Raw genomic sequence first — 19,701 nt, 5'->3', positions numbered from 1 at the left:
GGGTCAGCGGACGAAGGCCGAGTGGCCGGTGATCGCGCGGCCGACGACGAGGGTGTTGATCTCCCGAGTGCCCTCGAACGAGTAGAGGGCCTCGGCGTCGGCGAAGAACTTCGCGACGCCGTAGTCCAGCACCACCCCGTTCCCGCCGACGACCTGCCGCGCCAACGCCACGGTGTCCCGCATCGCGGTGGTCGTGTACTCCTTGGCCAGGGCGGCGTGCTCGTCCCGGGCCTCCCCCGCGTCCTGCAGCTGCGCGAGCCGCACGGCCATCCCGAGCGAGGCGGTGATGTTGCCGAGCATCCGCACCAGCAGGTCCTGGACCAGCTGGAACCCGGCGATCGGGCGGCCGAACTGCTCGCGCTCCTTGGCGTAGGCCAGCGCGTTCTCGTAGGCCGCCATCATCGTCCCGGTGGCGCCCCAGGCCACGCCGCCGCGGGTGCGCCGCAGCACCTCGTTGGTGTTCGTGAAGGATGTGGCGCGCTGCAGGCGGTCGTCCTCGGCGACGCGGCAGTCGGTCAGCACGATGTCCGCGTTCTGCACGGTCCGCAGCGCGATCTTGTTCTCGATCCTCGTGGTGGCCATGCCGGGGTTGTCCTGCTGCACGACGAAACCCTTGACAGCGTCGTCGGCCTCGTCCCGGGCCCAGATCACGACGAGATCGGCGAAGGTGCCGTTGCCGATCCAGCGCTTCTCGCCGTTCAGCACCCAGGTGTCGCCCTCGCGACGGGCGGTGGTCTCCAGCCCCTGCGCGACGTCCGACCCCCCGTGCGGCTCGGTGAGCCCGAACGCGCCGATCCTCTCCATCCGGGCCATCGCGGGCAGCCAGCGCTCGCGTTGCTCGTCCGAGCCGCAGAGGTCGATGCTGCCCATCGCGAGGCCGTTGTGGATGCCGAAGAAGCTGTTCAGCGAGGGATCGGTGTGCGCGAGCTCCAGGGAGACGAACCCGGTGAGCAGCCGTCGGGCGGCCGGGCCGTGCAGGTCGGCGTAGGGCAGCGCGGCGATGTCCAGCTCGGCGAACCGCGGGACGATCTCGTGCGGGAACTCGGCGCGGGTCCAGGCGTCCAGGGCGATCGGGGCGAGCTCGGCGCGGCAGAACTCGCGGACGCCCGCGAGGACCTTCTGCTCCTCGTCGGTGAGCAGGGAGCCGTAGCCGTAGAAGTCGCCCTCGAGAAGGTCCATGCGCCGACGATCGCACGGGATCGTGGGTTTCGCTTCCCGCTCCGGCACCGACGCCTACGATCGGCCGGGTGAGTGCTCCCCCCGCCACCGCCGCCCTGGACGTCCTGCACCGCGTGTTCGGGTACTCGGCCTTCCGCGGGCCGCAGGCGGAGGTCGTCGAGCACGTCGTCGCGGGCGGGGACGCGCTGGTCCTCATGCCGACCGGTGGCGGGAAGTCCCTGTGCTACCAGGTGCCCGCCCTGGTGCGGCCCGGCACGGGTGTGGTGATCTCCCCGCTCATCGCGCTCATGCAGGACCAGGTGGACGCGCTGCACGCCCTGGGCGTCCGGGCGGGCTTCCTCAACTCCACCCAGAACCCGGACGAGCGCCGCGACACCGAGCGGGCCCTGCTCGCAGGCGAGCTGGACCTGCTCTACCTCGCGCCGGAACGCCTGCGGCTGGGCTCCACGGTGAACCTGCTGGAACGGGCCGAGATCGCGCTGTTCGCGATCGACGAGGCGCACTGTGTGGCGCAGTGGGGCCACGACTTCCGGCCGGACTACCTGATGCTCTCGGAGCTGCACCAGCGCTGGCCCGCGGTGCCCCGGATCGCGCTGACCGCCACCGCGACCGAGCACACCCGCACCGAGATCGCCGAGCGGCTGGACCTCACCGGGGCCAAACACGTCGTCGCGAGCTTCGACCGGCCCAACATCCAGTACCGGATCGTGCCGAAGGCCGAGCCGCGCAGGCAACTGCTGGAGCTGCTGCGCGCCGAGCACGCGGGCGAGTCGGGGATCGTCTACTGCCTGTCCCGCAAGTCCGTGGAGCAGACCGCGGAGTTCCTCGCGGCACAGGGCATCCCGGCGCTGCCCTACCACGCGGGCCTGGACGCGGCGGTGCGTCGGAACCACCAGTCCCGGTTCCTCCGCGAGGAGGGGCTGGTCATGTGCGCGACCATCGCGTTCGGGATGGGGATCGACAAGCCGGACGTCCGGTTCGTCGCACACCTGGACCTGCCCAAGTCGGTCGAGGGGTACTACCAGGAGACCGGCCGCGCGGGCCGCGACGGGCTGCCGTCGACGGCGTGGCTGACCTACGGGCTCGCGGACGTCGTGCAGCAGCGCAAGATGATCGACGACTCCGAGGGCGACCAGGCGCACAAGCGGCGCCTCGGGCAGCACCTGGACGCGATGCTGGCGCTGTGCGAGACCGTCGAGTGCCGTCGGGTGCAGCTGCTCGCCTACTTCGGGCAGTCCGGTGAGCCGTGCGGCAACTGCGACACCTGCCTCACGCCCGCCGAGACCTGGGACGGCACGGTCCCCGCGCAGAAGATGCTCTCGACGGTCTGGCGGCTCAAGAAGGAGCGCAACCAGGAGTTCGGCGCCCAGCAGTCCGTCGACATCCTGACGGGCAAGCGCACGCCGAAGGTCGAGCAGAACCGGCACGACCAGCTGTCCACCTTCGGGATCGGCGCCGACCTGTCCGACGTGGAGTGGCGCGGCGTGGTCCGCCAGCTGCTGGCCCGCGGGATCCTGCAGGTGGGCGGCGCGTACAACACGCTGCAGCTCACCGACTGCAGCGGCGAGGTGCTGCGCGGCGACCGGAAGATCATGCTGCGCAAGGACCCCGAGCGGACCCGCGCGCGCAGGTCCTCCCGCTCCGCGGCTCCCCCGGTCGACCTCCCCGCGGACGCCGCGCCGATCTTCGAGCGCCTGCGCGCGTGGCGCGGCGCCACCGCGAAGGAGCAGGGCGTCCCCGCCTACGTGATCTTCCACGACGCCACGCTCCGCGCCATCGCCACCCTCGCCCCCACCTCCCTGCCCGCGCTGGGCACTGTGAACGGGGTGGGCGAGAACAAGCTGGCCAAGTACGGCCCGGGCGTCCTGGCCGCGGTCGCAGGCTCGGATCCCGCCCCGTCCGACCCCGGCGCCTCCCGAGGCTCGGACACCCGGGACCGGGCGACGGGGGCAGGCGGGGTCGCGGGCGGCGGCGCCGACCACGGAAGGGGCCCGGTGGACGACGAGTGGCCCCTCGAGGAACCCCCGGAGCCGGACTACCCGGACGAGGATCCCTGGGGCTGACTCGCCCCGAGTCCGCTATCCGCCGATCCACCCCTCGGGAGCAGAACGGTCGCCCACCGACCGCACCGCGGCCGAGGCGTGGATCATGAGCGCTCGACCGACCTCGGCCAGCGCCTCGGCGAACGCCGGTTCGGCGCCGGCCGCCACGCCGCCCGCCACCACCACTCCGGCGATCCCCGGGACCCCCAGCAGCTCACGACCGTGCCGGATCGCCACGTCGACCCCGGCGGCGAGCGGGTCGGACGAGGCCAGGATCGTCTCGGTGTAGCCCTCGGGGAGCACCGCGGCCGCGAAGGACCGCAGCAGCGCCGCACCCTCGTGATCGACGATCATGGGGACGCCCGGCAGCACCGGTATCGGGCAGTCCGCGGCGAACGCGGCCACCTGAGCCGCCCCGCCGCAGTACTGCAGCATCGCGAACGAGGCCCCGGCTTCCGCCTTCTCCCCCACCCGCTCCGCGCGCAGGTCGACCGGCGGGGCCGTGGGCGACTCCGCCACCGAGGCGAGCAGCCCGTACTCCGCCGCGAGTGCGACGAGCCGGGTCGAGTCGAGGTCGAACACCGGCAGCGCGTCGGGTCGACCGCCACTCAGCGGGTGGTCACCGGTCACGCAGTGCACCGCCGCGACCCCCGCGTGTGCCAGCGCCGCGAGCTCGGCCTCCAGCGCGACCCGGTTGCGGTCCCGGCAGTTCACCCCGGCCCAGACCCGCAGCCCCTCGTCCTGGATCAGCCGGGCCCGGTAGGCGGGCGGGAACTGGAGGCGCGAGGTCGCCGCGTCCCCGGCGAGCACCGCGTCGACGTGGCCGCGCAGCGGCGCAGCGCACTCCGCGATCGACCGGGCGTCGAGCGGCGCGGCGGGCAGCATCGAGACGACCAGCGGCCGCTCCGCCACCACGTCGAGCAGTTCCGCCGCGGCCGTGCCCGCACGCGGGCGGGCAGGGCAGAGGTCCCCGCAGGCTCCACCCGGAACCGCGCTCCGGCGTGGGGCGGCAGCCGCGGGATGACTCCCACCGGCCCCGGTCGCCCCTGGCCCCCCACTCGTCCACCGCGGCAGCGGGAGGCCCAGGAACGTGCAGCGGAAGTCGCCGACCTCGCACGATCCGTCCGCCCCGACCCCGCCGCAGGGCCCGAACTCCATCGACTTCGGGCAGGTCACGTGTGGAATCGGTGCGCCTCGTCGATCACGCGGACGAGCCGGCCGACCGCGGCGTCGAACATCGCCTCGCCGTGCTCGGCGGTGGCGCCGGTGGGGTCGCCGACGTGGCCGTCCGGGCCGAAGTCCTCGGACAGCCAGCCGAAGGACACCGGCTTGCCGAAGCCGATCAGCGAGAACTCCCGCAGCCCCTCCGGTACCCGGCGGACCGCGAGGTCCATGTGCACCAGGTCCGGGCGCAGGTGCAGCATCAGCGAGGTCTCGCCGTGTCCGCCGTGGATCCCCATGCCGTGCTCGGACTCCAGCGACCCGCTCCCGCCCTGGTCGACGGGCACGGACAGGTGCGCGAAGAACGTCCGCAGCCCGAACTCGCGACGCAGCTGGCGGTTGGCGACCTGCCCCAACGCCGAGTTCCCGCCGTGCCCGTTGACGAACAGCAGCCGCGTCAGGCCCGACGCCGCCAGGGACCGTCCGATGTCCACCAGCGTGTGCATCAGCGTGTCCCACGACAGCCAGAGTGAGCCGGGAAAGGCGTGGTGCTCGTCCGACTTGGTGTAGGCCAGCGCGGGGAGGAGCACACAGGGCGCATCCGACGACGACACCGCGGCCTCCGCCGCCGACGACGCCGTGACCAGGTCCGTCGACACCGGCAGGTGCGGCCCGTGCTGCTCGATCGCCCCCAGCGGCAGGACGGCGACGGTGTCCGCGGGCAGCGCCGCCACCTGCGGCCCGGTCAGGTCCGTGAACCTCACCGCACGACCCCGATGTTGACCCGCGTGTCCACCGGCGGCACGTCGACGAGCTTGCCCGGGTTGAGCAGCCCCTTCGGATCCGTGCGGCGGGCGGTCTCCCGGGCCAGCGCCACGTTCCGGTCCACGTACCACTGGTGCGGCGAGTGCACGCCCACCCCGATCGCCTCCAGCCGCTCCATCCCGGAGAGCAGGTCCTCCTCGCCGGTGTACTCCGCGACGATCATCGCCCCGGGCCCGTGCTGGAACAGCTCCAGGTGCAGGTGCACCGGGCCGGGATAGCAGTCGCGAACCGCCTCCGGCGAGTCCCACAGGGGGGTCCCGCTGCTCTCGACGTGGAACAGCCGGGTCGCGTCCGCGGGCAGCGACTGCTGCAGGAAGTAGACGGGATGGTTGTAGGACATGCCGCTCAGCACGTCCGTCTCCGCATAGTCCGCCGCCACCCGCACGACGAGACCGCCACCGCCCCGGATCCGGTCCACGACCCGGTCCACCGTGGACGCCTCGGCGATCACGCGCAGGCTCCAGCGGGACGGGTCCAGGTCCACCGGGAGCGTCGGGACGAGCGCGGGCTCGTCCCCCGACGCCAACCGTGGCAGCACGGACAGGTCGGTCAACGTCCGGTGTACGCCGACCAGCGACGCGTAGGACCCGAACGAGCCGTAGACGGCCACCCAGTCCCGGGCCGGGTCGGTGCGCACCTCGACCTCGACCAGCACGCCCGTGACGCCGTAGGTGTGCACGTACGGCTTCAGGTCCTCCCCCGACACCGTGAACAGCGAGCCGCTGCCGTCCATCGGCGCGACCGTCGCCGACACCACGAACCCGTCCGACGTCGTGCGGTGCTCGATCGTGCCCGTCCCCGCGGACCCCCCGCCGACGAACCCGCCGACGGTGGATCCCTTGGTGGACGGGAAGATCCAGATGTCGCGGCCCGCCGCCCTGGCCACCTCGTCCACCGTGGTGAGCTTCGCGCCCGCCCCGGCCCGCACCGTCTCGCCGGTGACCTCGATCGCGTCGAGCCCGCGCAGGTCCAGCACGATGCCGCCCGCGAACGGCGTGGCCTGGCCGTAGTTCCCGGTGCCCGCGCCGCGCGGGGTGACCGGGACGTCGTGTCGGTGGGCGACCGCCAGCACGTCGGCCACCTGCTGCGCCGAGGTCGGCCGGACGACCAGGTCCGCCAGGTACCGACCGGGCGGCAGCTTGTCCTGCAGCACCGGCGACATCCGCGACCAGTCCGACGACACCTTCAGCCGCAGGTCCCGGTCGTCGGAGACCTCCGCCCCCGTGGCGCCGAGCTCGGCGAGCAGGCTCACGGCGTGCCCATCTTGATGGCCGGGTCGATGAACTCGTTGGTGTACAACGAGCTCGCCGTCGGCGCCGGGCCGGGCAGCGAGCCCTGCTGCTGCAGGATCGGCACGAAGGTGTCCACGATGGACTGCATGCGGGCCGGGTCGAACTGCCCGAACACGCCCGACGCCGGGTCGTTCGTCACGAAGCCCTGCTCCACCTGGGCCTTCGCCGAGAAGTTCGCCACGCCCTCCGAGTAGCTCCACCCGGTCTGGTAGGAGTTCACCAGCTCGACGATCAGGGCGTTGGTGGTGGCCGGGTTCTTCAGGTAGTCGATCTGCGCCTGCTGCATGATCGGGACGAGCCTGGTCAGGCAGCCGCGCAGCGCGTCGAGCCGGTCGGCGCGCACCGCGAGCGGCTCCGGGTAGATCGAGTAGCCGTAGTCCGCCACCTTCTGGAAGGCGATCGGCTTGTTCCACTGGCTGATCTCGTTCTCGTAGATGTACGGCTCGGCGGTGGCGAAGCCCTGCTGGAGGATCTTCGGGTCCGCGACGAACCGGGCGGGCGTGCCCTCGTACGAGGTGTCCGACTGGGTCGCGGCCATGGCGCCCTTGGCGGTGAGCAGCGCGGGCAGCACGTCGCCCGAGGTCACCACGGGCGAGCCGTCCGCGGCGGCCTGCTGGATCGTGGTGGCGCCCGGGTGGCTGGCCGGGTCCCACATGATGATCTGCGGCGAGACCGTCATCTGCGAGGTCACGGCGACGACGGCCTGGTTGCCGGTCGCGGTGAGCGCGGCGTCGGTGTTGACCGCGCCGAGGGTGATCGAGTCGTCCAGCGCCATCAGGGCGGGGACGGGCTGGAAGCCGTTGTTCGGTCCGCCCGGGCGGACCTCGACGTCCACCCCGGTGTCGACGCCCTGGGCGACCAGCGAGCCCTTCACCGACTTGGCGGCGGCGTCGATCGTGTAGTCGGGCCCGACGACCGAGTACATCGCGCCGTGCTCGGCCTCGGGCTGCCAGTCCTGCTGGAACACCACGGTCGCGGGGCAGCCCGCGCCCGCGAGGTCCAGCGGTCCCCCGGCGGGCGCGGCCGGGGCCGCGGGCGCGGCGGGGCCCGCCGCCTCGGTGCCGCCGCCACAGGCGGCGAGCACGAGGACGGCCGCGGCCCCCGTCGCGAGGAGTCCGGTCCTACGGAACATGCGTCCTCCACAGATCATCGGGTGTGCCCGCCGTACCACCGGCCGACGACGGCCTTGTCCAGTGCGGCGAAGATCGAGAAGACGATCACCCCGAACAGCGCGGTGAGGGCGACCGCCGTCAGCAGCGCCTCCATCTGGAGGCGCAGCGTGTAGGTCCGCAGGAGGCCGCCGATGCCGGGGGCGCCCTGCTGGAAGTAGAAGTCCGCCACGATCACGCCGATCACCGACAGGCCGGACGCGTTGCGCAGGCCGGTGAAGATCGACGGGACGGCGGCCGGGAACTGCAGCTTGGCCAGCCGCTGCCACCGCGAGGCCCTGTTCAGGCTGAACAGGTCGTGCGCCGCCGGGCTCGCGGACTGCAGCCCGAACAGCGTGTTGGAGATCATCGGGAACAGCGCGATGATCACGCACACGACGACCCGGGCCGTGAACGCGTACCCGAGCCAGATGCCGATCAGCGGCACCAGGGCGAGGATCGGGATGGTCTGCAGAATCACCGCGTACGGGTAGAGGATCCGCTCCGCCCACCCGGACTGGGACATCACCGTGGCGTAGCCGATGCCGAGCACGACGGCGATCGCCAGCCCCACCATCGCCACCCCGGCGCTGCGCGCCAGCGCCTCCAGCATCGGCCCCATCAGCGCCGGGTTGGCCAGCGCGCTGCCGAAGGCCTCGTGCGGCGGCGGCAGCAGGAACCGCTGGTCGGCGGGCAGGACCAGGTACGACACGGCGTACCAGACGACCGCGATGCCGGCGAGCGCCGCGACGATCGGGACCGCCCGGGCGAGCGCGGTGCGCCACCAGGGCCGTCGGGTCGGCGGGGCGGGGGTGCCGGGGAGCCCGGTCACCGGTGCCTCGAGGATGGTCACGAGTGCTCCCCCAACGCGTGCGAGACCTGGCCGGTCAGCTCGGCGAACTCCGGCTCGTAGCGCAGCTCGGGTGGCCGCGGGTAGGGGAACGGCACGGCGATCTCGGCGACGATCCGCCCCGGCCGCCCGCTCATCACCAGCACCCGGGTGGACAGGTACACCGCCTCGGACACCGAGTGCGTGATGAACAGCCCCGCGAACCGCTTGAGCTGGAACAGCTTCTGCAGCTCGGTCTGCATCTGCAGCCGGGTGATCTCGTCCAGCGCGCCGAAGGGCTCGTCGAACAGGGCGAGGTCCGGGTCGGCGACGAGCGCGCGGGCCAGCGACACCCGCATCCGCATGCCGCCGGAGAGCTGCCGCGGGTGCTGCGTCTCGAACCCGGTGAGCCCCACCAGGTCCAGGGCCTCCTGGGCGCGCCTGCGCCGCTCGTCCTTCGGGATCCGGCGCAGCTCCCCGACGAGCTCGACGTTCCTCAGGGCGCTGCGCCACTCCAGCAGCGTCGCGTCCTGGAAGACGTAGCTCGTCGCGGCGGCCCGGACGTCGATGCTGCCGCCGGTCACGGACTCCAGGCCCGACGCCAGCCGCAGCAGCGTCGACTTCCCGCAGCCGGACGGCCCGACGACGGTCACGAAGTCCCCGGGCTCCAACGCCAGGCTGACCTCCCGGACCGCGACCGTGCCGGTGGGGAAGCGCTTGGTGACGCCCTCGAGGGCGAGCGTGCTGGTCACCTGATCACCTCATGGATGGGGAGGTCGAGGGTCTGCGCGACGCGCGTGTCCGCGACGATCCGGCCGCCGGAGAGCACGATCCGGGCGTCCACGGCGCTCGCGAGCAGGTCGCCGTGCTCGACGTCCGGCACCAGCACCAGGTCCGCCCGCTCCCCCGGCGCCACCCCGGCGGGCTCGAGCCCGAGCACCGTCCGGGCGCCCGTGGTCACGGCCGCGAGGGCCTCCGCGGCACGCAGGTGGCCTGCGGTCATGAGCAGCGACGTCGTCTCGAAGGGATCGGCGCGGCCCACCGGGTTGAACGGGTCCCGCAGGTTGTCCGCGCCCGCGGCGAGCGGGATGCCGGCGTCGAGGATCGCGCACAGCGGCGCCAGCCCGCGCGGGACGCCCGCGAGCCCCCGCCCCTGCAGGTAGAGGTTGGTGATCGGCAGCGTGACGATCCCGATCCCCGCCTCCGCGGTCAGCTCCAGGATGGGGGCGAGCCGGGCCGGGGCGAGCATGCCGAGGCGCACGCAGTGGCTGGCGGTGACGCGCGGGCCGAGGCCGCGGGCGAGCACCTGCCGCGCCATCTCGACGAGGTCGAACGCGGAGTCCGGCAGGTCGACGTCCGTCTGCTCGTCCGCGTGCAGGTCCACCGGGAGGCCGTGCCGCTCGGCGACGTCCAGCATCCGGCTGATCTCGTGGCGCGGGTCCGGCGCCAGGTGCGGGCAGCCGCCGATCACGTCGACGCCGCGGGCGACGGCCTCGGCGACGATCCCGTCGTCCGCCTCGGAGCCGGCGAGCAGGCAGACCTGAAGGTCGACGGTGCCACGCAGGCGGTCCCGCAGCGCGACGAGCGCGTCCACCCCGCGGAAGCGGTCGCCGTCGAGCGGGACGTCCACGTGGCTGCGGATCGCCGTGATCCCGTGGGCGAGGTACCGGCCGACGGCGGCCAGCGCGCGGGTGCCGATGTCCGTGGCGTCGATCCCCGGCAGCATCGCGCGCCACTGGGTGATCGCGTCGACGAGGTCGTTGCCCGCGCCGGGGTCGATCCGCGGCGCGGTGAGCGCCTTGTCGAGGTGGGCGTGCGGCTCGACAGCGGCGGGCAGCACCCGCCAGCCCGCTGCGTCCAGGTCGAGACCTCGGGCTGTCCACTGTGTACCGTCACGGACGTGACCATCGGCCAGGAGGACGTCTCCCAGCCCGCCGGACGGCAGGCGGACGCCGCGCAGCGCGGACACCGCCGCCCCGGCCGGACGCGGAGCGTCGCCGGGTGCGCCCACCGCCTGGACCGCACTCACCTGACCATCTCCGACCTGCGAAATATTGATGCAGTCACCATCGCGCCGAACGCTAGGCTCTTCGTGTTTCCATCCGATGACCCCCGTTTCCGGACGTGTGAAAGATGACGAGACCTCTCCGCTCCGCCGAGCGTGCCGCCGACGCGCGCCTGGGCAGGGCCATCCGCGCCCGACGCCGCGAGCTGGGTCTGACGCTCGTGCAGGTGGCGGCCGCGTCGGGGCTGTCCCAGCCGTTCCTCTCCCAGCTGGAGCTCGGCCGCACCCGGCCGTCGATGCGGTCGCTGTACCGCATCGCCGAGGCGCTCCGGACCAGCCAGCAGTCCTTGTTGAGCGCGGCCGGGGACGGGGAGGCCGTCGAGGTCGGGGGCGGGGCCGGGCCGGGGGCCCGGCTGCTGCACCACGCGGAGGACGGCGCGGCGATCACGGAGTTCGTCGGGTTGCCGCGGGAGTTCGCGGAGTTCTTCAGCCACGGTCGCGAGGAGGTGCTGTACGTCGTGCGCGGAACGATCGAGGTGGAGCTGCAGGAGGCGGAGGGGAGCAGGCGGGTGCTGCTGGGCGAACGCGGGACCCTGGCCTACCCCGGCAGCACGCCCCACCGGTACCGGCAGGTCGGGTCCGAGACGGCGATCGTCCTGGTGGTGCACTCGGGTGCCTGAGAGGAGCCTGCGGAACGAGGCATCGAGCCCTGAGAGGAGCCTGCGGAACGAGGCATCGGGCCCTGAGAGTCCTGAGCAGCTGCCGCCCGGCGGGGCGATGGAGGTCCTCGCGACCTGGCTGGACGAGGCCGCGGACCAGCCGCTCGGGTCGACGATGACGCTGGCCACGGCCGGTCCCGCGGGCCCGCGGGCGCGCACGGTGGTGGTGACCGGGATCGACTCGGCCGCGGTGCGGTTCCACTCCTCGGCGCCGACCGGCAAGACCGTGGACCTGGCGGCGGACCCGCGGGCCTCGGCCGTGTTCCACTGGCCAGGGCTGGGCAGGCAGGCGGTGCTGACGGGGCTGCTCGCCGAGCTGCCGCGCGCGGTCTCGGCGGAGGCCTACCCGACCCGGCCGCGGCAGCTCCAGCTCGTGGCGTGGGTGTACGAGGACCTGCTGCCGCGGCTGTCCGGGCCCGACTACGCGATCGAGCCGGGCGCGGTCGAGGCGCACTTCGCCGCCCACACCGCGGGCGCGCAGGAGGTTCCGCCGAGCTGGACCACCCTCGCCCTCACGCCGACGCAGATCGACTTCTGGCGGGCGGGCACGGCCGACACTCCCCCGGCCCGCACGCGGTTCGTCGGCTCGGAGCGGGGGTGGCGCAGCTTCCCCGTGCTCCCCTGACCCGCGAGTCCCCCGGTTCCGACGCGCGAGTCGGACACGCGGCGGGCTGCTACGCGGTTCGCGGCGGGCGGGTTCGCAGCAGGGTGTGCAGGCCCCGCACGATGTCGGGCTCGGGGCGGGTCACCAGCTCGCCGTCCCGCACCACGACCCGCCCGCCCACGACGACGTGGCGGGGGCGGCGGCCCGGCGACGCCCAGAGCAGTCCCGCGAGGGGATCGGCGACCCCGGCGTCGGCGACCCCGGTGACGTCCCAGCAGACGAGGTCGGCGGCGTGGCCGGGGTCCAGCCGACCGAGCGCGGGGAGCCGCGGAGCCTGCGCGGCCCCGGCGGCCGGCGGCCCCAGCCGCCCGAGGCCGGCCGCGGAGCCTGCGGTCGCCCAGGTCAGGACCTCGCGCGCGCTCACCGGCCTGCCGACGAGCGGGGCGACCTGCAGGGCGAGCCGGGCGTCCGCGAGGAGGTGGCCGGCGTCGTTGCTGCCGCCCCCGGAGGTGCCGAGCCCGACCGCGACGCCGGCGTCGGACAGCGCGGCGGCCGGCGCGATCCCCCAGCCCATCGGGAGGTCGCAGCCGGGGGCGTGGGTCGCGCTGACACCGGCCTCGGCGACCCGGGCGAGCTCCGCGTCGGTGATCGCGCAGAGGTGGGCGAGGGTGACGTCCGGGGCGAGCCAGCCCCACTCGTCCAGCAGCTCCAGGGGGCGGCGGCCGTAGCGCTCGACGGCGATCTCGACGTCCACCTGCTCGTTCGCCTGGGTCCGCCGACGCAGCCCGTACCGCGCGGCCACCTCGCCGAGCAGCGCGAACGTCTCGGGGGCGTCGCTGTGCACGCCCGCCGGGCCGACCGCGACCTGCACCGCGCTCCCGGCGAGCGTGCTCGCGATCGCCTCCGCGGAGGCGGCGGCCCGCTCCGGGTCGTCCCGGGCGGAGCCGCGGACGAACACTAGCCGCGCGCCGGTCTCGGTGCTCGCCCGCGCGACGGCCCTGGCGATGGGGACGCCGTCCCCGGACGGCCAGTTCAGCTGGTGGTCGGCGACCGTCGTGACACCGCAGAGCAGCGCCTCGGCGAGCCCGACCGACGCGGCGGCGTGCGCGAGCTCCGCATCGATCCCGACGGCGGCGTAGGCGGCGGCCATGGTCGGCAGCCAGTCCCGCATCGGGACCCCGCGCGTGCCCGGCAGGGTGCGGAAGGCGCTCTGGAGCAGGTGATGGTGGGCGTTGACCAGGCCCGGGGTGACCACGCAGCCCGAGGCGTCGAGCACCTCGCCGCCGACCGGGCCCGCGGCGACCAGCCCGTCCGGGCCGCAGGCCACCGCACCGCCCGCGATCTCGGACGTCCCCGTCCAGACGAGATCCGCTCCGCGGACCGTCAGCACGGGCGACCGGCCGCACGAGCGCGGGCGGAGCCGGGTGCCCTGCCCGCAGGGCCGCGGACAGCGCGCAGGGGCGACCTCACGAGCGCCGCAGCCGCTTCAGGGGCTCCGGGAGGTCCGCGGCGTGGACCACCGTGAGCCGCTGGGTCGCGCGGGTCAGGGCGACGTAGAGGTCGTTGAGCCCCCGCGGGCTCTCCGCCAGCACCTCGGCGGGCTCGACCAGCACGACCGCGTCGAACTCCAGGCCCTTCGACGCCCCCACCGGCAGGATGACGACCGGGGCCTCCAGGTCCTCGGGGTCCTCCGGCGCCTCGGCACCCAGCACCCCGGCCCGGATCGCCTCGACCCGGGCGTTGGGCACCAGCACCGCGGTCCGGCCCTCCCCCACGGCCGCCCGGTCCTCGGCGACCAGCTCGGCGAGCACGCCGTCCGCACCCTCCAGCGAGCCGGGCGCGACCGCCACGGCCCGCGGCGGCACCCCCGTGCTGCGCACCGAGCCGGGCGGGGTCAGCGAGGGGTCGATCGCGGCGAGCACGTCGTCCGCGACGTCCGCGATCTCCGCGGGCGTGCGGTAGTTGACCGTGAGCTGCTCGAGCCGCCAGCGGCTCTGCACGAAGGGCGACAGGACCTGCGCCCACGAGTCGGCGCCCGCGATGTCCCCGGTCTGCGCGACGTCCCCGACGATGGTCATCGACCGCGAGGGCACCCGGCGCATGACCAGCCGCCACGCCATGGCGGACAGCTCCTGCGCCTCGTCCACGATGACGTGCCCGTAGGTCCACTCGCGGTCCGCGGCCGCACGGTCGGCGGTGGACTCGTAGGTGCGCACCTGCATCCGCTCGGCGAGCCGGTCCGCGTCCACGACGTCCGTGGCGCGCAGCAGCTCCGGGTCCAGGTCCTCCTCGAGGTCGAGGACGTCCAGCACACCGGAGGCGTACTCGATCTCCTCGCGGATCGCGGCCTGCTCGGCGGCGCGGGCGGCCGAGCCGTCGTCCCCGAGGAGCTCGGCGGCCTCGTCCAGCAGCGGGACGTCCGCGGGAGTCCAGCGCAGCTCCTCCGGGCCCTCGGCCTGCGCCCGCTCCAGCAGCGCCCGGTCCTCGGCGGGGATCCGGCGGGCGATCGAGTTGAGCCGCCGCCGGTCCCCGAACAGGTCCGCGAGCAGCCGCTGCGGGGTCAGCGTGGGCCACAGCGCGTCCAGCTCGCGGTTGACGGCCGCGTCCTCGGCCAGCTCCTCGCGGATGTCCTCGACGTCCAGCCGCCCGAGCAGGTTCCGCCCGCCGAGGGTGCGGGCGACCTGCTGCGCCAGCAGCTGCAGGGCCTCCCTGCGGAAGATCCGCTTCGCCTCGTTGTGCGGCTTGCGGGAGCGCCGGGCGCGCGAGCGGGCCTGGTTGACCAGGTCCCGGTCGATCCGCGCCGTCTGCTGCTCCACGACGAGCTCGATGGTCCGCCGCGGCAGCTGCTGCCGGTCCCGGACGGCCGCGGCGATCACCGCGGCCATGTCCGCCCGGCCCTTGACCTCGGAAGTGCGCGCGTCCTCGGGACGGCGGGCGTGCAGGCCGGGGAACAGCTCGGCGGGCGTGGCCAGCACGACGGAGGTCTCGCCCAGGGACGGCAGGACCTGGCCGATGTAGCGCAGGAAGGTGGGGTTGGGCCCGATCACCAGCACGCCGCTGCGGGCCAGCCGGTCCCGGTGCGTGTAGAGCAGGTACGCCGCGCGGTGCAGCGCGACCGCCGTCTTGCCGGTGCCCGGCCCGCCCTGCACCACCAGCACACCCGACGGCTTGGACCGGATGATCCGGTCCTGCTCGGCCTGGATCGTGGCGACGATGTCGCCCATCCGCCCGGTGCGGGCCTCGCTGACCGCGGCCATCAGCGCCGCCTCGCCCGCCAGCCCCGACGACGACGAGTGCGCCTCGGGATCGGAGATGTCCAGCACCTCGTCGTCCACCGCGACGACGGTCCGGCCCCGGGTGCGCAGGTGCCTGCGCCGCCGCATGCCCTCCGGGTTCGCGGCGGTGGCGGTGTAGAACGGCTGCGCCGCGGGGGCGCGCCAGTCCATCAGCAGCGGCTCGTACTCGTTCGCCTCGTCCAGCAGACCCAGCCTGCCGACGTAGCGAACCTCACCGCCGTCCGCGTCCAACCGGCCGAAAGCCAGCCCGTGCTCGGCGGCGCGCAACGCGGCCAGTCGGTCGGTGTACATGGCCGCCGCGGCGTCCCGCTCGGTGAGCGCCTGCGGGGTGCCGACGGTCTCGCCGTGCAGGACCTCCTGCAGCCGCCGGGAGGTCTCGCGGCGGCGCTCGTCCAGGCGCTCGTAGAGCATGGCGACGTACGCGCGCTCGTGCTCGAGCGGCGTCTCGGGGTCCGTGGTCGGCACGTGCGGGAGTCCTCCGGGACGGGTGACGGTTCGACCTGATCGCGCCGAGGTCGTGGTGCGGGCGCGGCTGACCAACCTACCAGCGCGGGCGTCGGGTTTCCGGGCCGGCGCCCCCGGGTAGATCCCTCCGTGCCGCTGCGACAGTTCCACGCTCCCCGTGACTGACCACGAGTCCGCCCGGTCCACCGATCGGGGCTCGGACGAGTACGCCCACCTCGCCCCGCTGTTCGACAAGCTCCTCGCGCTGCCCGACGGCCACCCCGACCGGGACGCGCTGCGGCAGGAGCTGGTCACCGGGCACCTGCCCGTCGTCCAGCACATCGCGCGGCGCTTCGCCAACCGCGGCGAACCCGTGGACGACCTGGAGCAGGCGGGCACCGTCGGGCTGATCAACGCCGTGGACCGCTTCCAGCCGGACCGCGGTGTCGACTTCCTCTCCTACGCCGTCCCGACGATCACCGGCGAGGTCCGCAGGCACTTCCGGGACCGCACCTGGGCCATGCGGGTGCCGCGCCGGCTCAAGGAGATGCAGTCGGCGATCCAGGGCGCGATCGGGCCGCTGAGCCAGGAGCTGGGGCGGTCCCCGCGGCCGTCGGAGATCGCCGCCCGGCTGGACATGACCACCGAGGCGGTCGTCGAGGGCCTCGACGCCCAGCAGGCCTACCGCGGCCCCTCGCTGGACGAGCTGGTCGCCGGCGCCGACACCCCGCTGTCGGACACCCTCGGCGAGGCGGACGCCGAGCTGGACAAGGTCGAGTACCGTCAGACCCTGGCCCCGCTGCTGGACGAGCTGCCCGAGCGCGAGCGCACGATCCTGGTGCTGCGGTTCTTCGGCAACAGGACCCAGACCCAGATCGCCGACCGGATCGGCATCTCCCAGATGCACGTGAGCAGGCTGCTCACCCGCACCCTGGCCCAGCTCCGGCAGCGCATGTCCGAGGACTGAGCCCCACCCCCGGATCAGCCGGACCACCGTGCGCTCGACGGCGGCGCGCCCGGCTCACTCCGTGCCCCCGTCCGCGTCTCCGCGGGAGGGTCAGGCGCTGTGCTGCCGGTTGCGGGGGGCGCGGCCGTAGGGCTGCTCCACCGGGTCCACGGTGGGCGGGCTGGGCAGCGGGCGGACCTCGGGGTCCTCCGCCAGCGCGACCGGCTCACCGTGGTGCCGCAGCCGCATCGGCGGCCCGCTGACCAGCCTGTACTCGACCTCGTCCTGGGTCACCGTGACCCGGATGTGCCTGCCCTGCCAGCGCAGCCCGAAGGACAGCCGCGACAGCGCGGAGGGCAGCACGGGGGCGAAGGCCAGCCCGGTCGCGTCGCACGTCATGCCGCCCAGGCCCGTGGTGATCGTGACCCACGTGCCCGCCATCGAGGCGATGTGCATGCCGTGGTCGGTGTTCCCGGCCAGGTCGTTGAGGTCGATCAGGGCGGCCTCGGCCAGGTAGTCGTAGGCCAGGTCGAGGTGCCCGGTGCGCGCCGCGACCATCGACTGCGTGCACGCCGAGAGCGACGAGTCCCGCACGGTGATCGCCTCGTAGTAGGCGAAGTTGCGGCGCATCTGGTCGGGGGTGAACGCGTCCGGCCGCAGCTGCATGGCCAGCACCAGGTCGGCCTGCTTGATCACCTGCTTGCGGTACAGGTCGAAGTAGGGGTAGTGCAGCAGCAGCGGGTAGGTGTCCGCCGGGGTGTTCTCGAAGTCCCAGATCTTGTGCGAGGTGAAGCCCTCGGACTGGGGATGGACCTTGAGCCGGTCGTCGTAGGGGATCCGCATCGACGACGCGGCGTCCCGCCAGCTCGCCATCTCCTCGGAGTTCACCCCGAGCTTGGCCGCGCTGCGCGGGTGCTTGGCGGCGACCTCGGCGGCGTAGCGCAGGTTCAGCTGCGCCATGAGGTTCGTGTAGACGTTGTTGTCCACGATGGCCGAGTACTCGTCCGGGCCGGTCACGCCGTCGATCCGGAACTCGCCCTCGGAGTCGTGGTGGCCCAGCGACCGCCACAGCCGCGCGGTGGCGACCAGGATCTCCAGGCCCACCTCCAGCTCGAACTGGGTGTCCCCGGTGGCCGCGACGTGCCTGCGGATCGCGTCCGCGATGTCCGCGTTGATGTGGAACGCCGCGGTGCCCGCGGGCCAGTAGCCCGAGCACTCCTCGCCGCGGATCGTCCGCCACGGGAACGCCGCGCCCGCCAGACCGAGCTGCTCGGCCCGCTCGAAGGCCGACGGCAGGATCGACTGCCGCCAGCGCAGCGCGTCCGCCGCGGCGTCCGGGGCCAGGAAGGAGAGCACCTGCAGGCAGAAGGTCTCGGTGTCCCAGAAGGTGTGGCCGTCGTACCCGTCCGCCGTCAGGCCCTTCGCCGAGATGCACCGGCGCTCGGCGCGGGCGCCCGCCTGGAGCACGTGGAAGGTCGCGAGCCGGACGGCCTGCTGGAGCTCGGCGTCCCCGTCGATCTCGACGTCCGCGGTCTCCCAGAAGTCGTCGAGGTACTCCTCCTGCTCCTTGAGCAGCCCGTCCCAGCCGGTGTAGCGCGCCGCGGCGGAGGCGGCCCGGACCTGGTCGTAGACCGCGGGCAGGCTGCGCTGCGACGACCAGCCGTAGGACAGGTACTTGATGACCTTGAGGGTCTCGCCCGGCTGCACCCGCCCGATGATCGTGGTCGAGCCCGCGTCCTCGGTGGCGTCCGAGGTGATCTTGATCCCGGCCGGGCCGTGCACCTCGTGGTCCATGGACGCGGCGACCCGCAGCTCGGACTTGCGGGTGCTGTGCACCAGGGTGGCCCCGGCCTCGTCCGCCCGGAACAGCTCGGACTGCAGCGCGTTGGTCAGCGCCGCCTCCAGCCGCGGGTCGTCCCCGCCGCGGGTGGGGAGCTGCTCGTTGGCGACGAGCTCGGACTGCACGACGAGCAGCGCCGGCTCGTCCAGCACCTCGACCTCGTAGCAGATGGCCGCGATGGCCCGCTGGGTCAGCGAGACGAGCCGCTTCGACCGCACCCGGACGACGCGCCCGGCAGGCGACTCCCACTCGACCTCGCGGGACAGTGTCCCGGCGCGCAGGTCCAGCACCCGCTCGTGGCGGCGCAGCTTGCCGTAGCGCAGGTCGAAGGGCTCGTCGTCCACCAGCAGCCGGATCAGCTTGCCGTTGGTGACGTTGATGATCGTCTGCCCGGACTCCGGGTAGCCGTAGCCGCCCTCGGCGTACGGCAGCGGCCGGACCTCGTAGAACGAGTTCAGGTAGGTGCCGGGCAGGTGGTGCGGGTCGCCCTCGTCCAGGTTCCCGCGCAGCCCGATGTGGCCGTTCGACAGCGCGAAGACGGACTCCGTCTGGCCCATGGCGGCGATGTCGAGGGTCGGCTCCCGCACGACCCAGGGCTCGACCGCGAACGTGCGGCCCGCGTCCGGCTTCACTTGTCCTCCAGCAGCTCTTGCAGGTCCTTCACCACGACGTCCGCCCCGTGCTCGCGCAGCGCCTCCGCGTGGTCCAGCCGGTCCACCCCGATCACGAGGCCGAAGTGCCCGGCGTGCCCGGCCGCGACTCCGGAGAGCGCGTCCTCGTAGACGACCGCCTCCGACTCGTCGACGCCGAGGTCGGCGGCCGCGGCGAGGAAGGTGTCCGGCTTCGGCTTGCCCGCCAGGCCGCGCTCCCGGGCGGTGACCCCGTCCACCCGGTGGTCGATCAGGTCGCTCAGCCCCGCCACGGCGAGCACCTGCTCGGCGTTCGCGCTCGACGAGACCACCGCGGTCTTCATGCCCGCCTCGCGCACGGCCTCCAGATAGGGCCGCGACGCCGCGTACACCTCGACGCCCTGCTCCCGGATCACGACCTGGACGAGGTCGTTCTTCCGGGTCGAGAGCCCCCAGAGCGTCTCGGTGTCCGCCGAGTCGTCCGGGCTCCCCTCGGGCAGGTCGATCCCCCGCGAGTGCAGGAAGCTGCGGGTGCCCTCGAGCCGGGGTTTGCCGTCCACGTAGGGGCCGTAGTCCTTCGCGACGTCGAACGGCCGGTACCCGGGTCCGTCGTGCTTCTCGAGGTACTCGTCGAACATCGTCTTCCACGCGGTGGCGTGGACGCTCGCGGTGTCGGTGAGGACGCCGTCGAGGTCGAACAGGCAGGCGCGTGTACCCGCGGGGAGGCCGAGCATGGGCGAAA

Annotated in this window: 16 protein-coding genes; 4 read left to right on the top strand and 12 right to left on the bottom strand. The window is 73.7% G+C overall.

Annotation, left to right across the window (positions count from 1 at the left end; genetic code table 11):
• Positions 1-3: 3 nt before the first annotated feature.
• Complete coding sequence (locus ABD993_RS02895; protein WP_345412363.1) at positions 4-1,179, bottom strand: acyl-CoA dehydrogenase family protein; 1,176 nt, start codon at positions 1,177-1,179, stop codon at positions 4-6.
• A 59-nt stretch (positions 1,180-1,238) separates the two neighbouring features.
• Here ABD993_RS02895 and recQ point away from each other — a divergent pair, with 59 nt between their 5' ends.
• Positions 1,239-3,242: a DNA helicase RecQ gene (gene recQ / locus ABD993_RS02890; protein WP_425568887.1), complete on the top strand. Its 2,004-nt coding sequence runs from the start codon at positions 1,239-1,241 to the stop codon at positions 3,240-3,242.
• 15 nt (positions 3,243-3,257) lie between these two features.
• Here the strand turns inward: recQ and ABD993_RS02885 are convergent, their stop codons facing one another.
• From ABD993_RS02885 to ABD993_RS02855, 7 genes are read right to left on the bottom strand one after another with little or no spacing between them, the layout of a single operon-like run.
• Complete coding sequence (locus ABD993_RS02885) at positions 3,258-4,397, bottom strand: hypothetical protein (RefSeq protein ID WP_345412360.1); 1,140 nt, start codon at positions 4,395-4,397, stop codon at positions 3,258-3,260.
• Positions 4,394-5,146 (bottom strand): creatininase family protein, encoded by a 753-nt coding sequence (locus tag ABD993_RS02880; protein ID WP_345412358.1) that lies wholly within the window; start codon positions 5,144-5,146, stop codon positions 4,394-4,396. Before ABD993_RS02880 ends, ABD993_RS02885 begins: the two co-directional genes overlap by 4 nt.
• Entirely contained in the window at positions 5,143-6,459 is a 1,317-nt protein-coding gene (locus ABD993_RS02875; RefSeq protein WP_345412356.1) for an FAD-binding oxidoreductase, read from the bottom strand. The genes ABD993_RS02880 and ABD993_RS02875 overlap by 4 nt, the downstream gene beginning before the upstream one ends.
• Positions 6,456-7,631, bottom strand: coding sequence for an ABC transporter substrate-binding protein (locus ABD993_RS02870; RefSeq protein ID WP_345412354.1), 1,176 nt, complete (start codon positions 7,629-7,631; stop codon positions 6,456-6,458). Before ABD993_RS02870 ends, ABD993_RS02875 begins: the two co-directional genes overlap by 4 nt.
• A gap of 14 nt (positions 7,632-7,645) precedes the next feature.
• The gene (locus ABD993_RS02865; protein ID WP_345412353.1) at positions 7,646-8,500 is read right to left on the bottom strand and encodes an ABC transporter permease; all 855 of its coding nucleotides are present in this window, start codon (positions 8,498-8,500) and stop codon (positions 7,646-7,648) included.
• Positions 8,497-9,228 carry an ABC transporter ATP-binding protein gene (locus ABD993_RS02860; RefSeq protein ID WP_345412351.1) on the bottom strand — a complete coding sequence of 244 codons (732 nt, stop codon included), beginning with the start codon at positions 9,226-9,228 and terminating at the stop codon, positions 8,497-8,499. Before ABD993_RS02860 ends, ABD993_RS02865 begins: the two co-directional genes overlap by 4 nt.
• Entirely contained in the window at positions 9,225-10,505 is a 1,281-nt protein-coding gene (locus ABD993_RS02855; protein ID WP_345412348.1) for an amidohydrolase family protein, read from the bottom strand. The genes ABD993_RS02860 and ABD993_RS02855 overlap by 4 nt, the downstream gene beginning before the upstream one ends.
• Positions 10,506-10,609: 104 nt before the next feature.
• Here ABD993_RS02855 and ABD993_RS02850 point away from each other — a divergent pair, with 104 nt between their 5' ends.
• Entirely contained in the window at positions 10,610-11,161 is a 552-nt protein-coding gene (locus tag ABD993_RS02850; protein WP_345412346.1) for a helix-turn-helix domain-containing protein, read from the top strand.
• Between the two features lie 97 nt (positions 11,162-11,258).
• Entirely contained in the window at positions 11,259-11,825 is a 567-nt protein-coding gene (locus tag ABD993_RS02845; protein WP_345412344.1) for a pyridoxamine 5'-phosphate oxidase family protein, read from the top strand.
• Between the two features lie 49 nt (positions 11,826-11,874).
• Here the strand turns inward: ABD993_RS02845 and ABD993_RS02840 are convergent, their stop codons facing one another.
• Both ABD993_RS02840 and ABD993_RS02835 read right to left on the bottom strand, forming a co-directional pair.
• Positions 11,875-13,194, bottom strand: coding sequence for an amidohydrolase family protein (locus ABD993_RS02840; protein WP_345412342.1), 1,320 nt, complete (start codon positions 13,192-13,194; stop codon positions 11,875-11,877).
• A 76-nt stretch (positions 13,195-13,270) separates the two neighbouring features.
• Positions 13,271-15,511, bottom strand: a complete 2,241-nt coding sequence (locus tag ABD993_RS02835) for a HelD family protein (RefSeq protein WP_345412806.1) — start codon at positions 15,509-15,511, stop codon at positions 13,271-13,273.
• Between the two features lie 211 nt (positions 15,512-15,722).
• On the opposite strand from ABD993_RS02835, the gene ABD993_RS02830 reads away from it, so the two are divergent.
• The gene (locus tag ABD993_RS02830; RefSeq protein ID WP_345412341.1) at positions 15,723-16,511 is read left to right on the top strand and encodes a SigB/SigF/SigG family RNA polymerase sigma factor; all 789 of its coding nucleotides are present in this window, start codon (positions 15,723-15,725) and stop codon (positions 16,509-16,511) included.
• Positions 16,512-16,601: 90 nt separating this feature from the next.
• Here the strand turns inward: ABD993_RS02830 and ABD993_RS02825 are convergent, their stop codons facing one another.
• The gene (locus ABD993_RS02825; protein ID WP_345412339.1) at positions 16,602-18,962 is read right to left on the bottom strand and encodes a glycoside hydrolase family 65 protein; all 2,361 of its coding nucleotides are present in this window, start codon (positions 18,960-18,962) and stop codon (positions 16,602-16,604) included.
• On the bottom strand, positions 18,959-19,693 hold the full coding sequence (locus ABD993_RS02820; protein WP_345412337.1) for a beta-phosphoglucomutase family hydrolase: 735 nt from the start codon (positions 19,691-19,693) through the stop codon (positions 18,959-18,961). Before ABD993_RS02820 ends, ABD993_RS02825 begins: the two co-directional genes overlap by 4 nt.
• Between the last annotated feature and the right edge of the window lie 8 nt (positions 19,694-19,701).

This window comes from Pseudonocardia xishanensis (assembly GCF_039541715.1).
Lineage (GTDB): Bacteria > Actinomycetota > Actinomycetes > Mycobacteriales > Pseudonocardiaceae > Pseudonocardia > Pseudonocardia xishanensis.
The sequence above is the reverse complement of the archived record's forward strand: the minus strand, read 5'-3'. Positions and strand labels throughout refer to the sequence as shown.

What these genes read in the sequence shown, in the direction of transcription:
- ABD993_RS02835 (WP_345412806.1), bottom strand. Translation starts at nt 15,511, where the DNA reads ATGCTCTACGAGCGCCTGGACGAGCGCCGCCGCGAGACCTCCCGGCGG.
- ABD993_RS02820 (WP_345412337.1), bottom strand. Translation starts at nt 19,693, where the DNA reads ATGCTCGGCCTCCCCGCGGGTACACGCGCCTGCCTGTTCGACCTCGAC.
- ABD993_RS02850 (WP_345412346.1), top strand. Translation starts at nt 10,610, where the DNA reads ATGACGAGACCTCTCCGCTCCGCCGAGCGTGCCGCCGACGCGCGCCTG.
- ABD993_RS02845 (WP_345412344.1), top strand. Translation starts at nt 11,259, where the DNA reads ATGGAGGTCCTCGCGACCTGGCTGGACGAGGCCGCGGACCAGCCGCTC.
- ABD993_RS02870 (WP_345412354.1), bottom strand. Translation starts at nt 7,631, where the DNA reads ATGTTCCGTAGGACCGGACTCCTCGCGACGGGGGCCGCGGCCGTCCTC.
- ABD993_RS02895 (WP_345412363.1), bottom strand. Translation starts at nt 1,179, where the DNA reads ATGGACCTTCTCGAGGGCGACTTCTACGGCTACGGCTCCCTGCTCACC.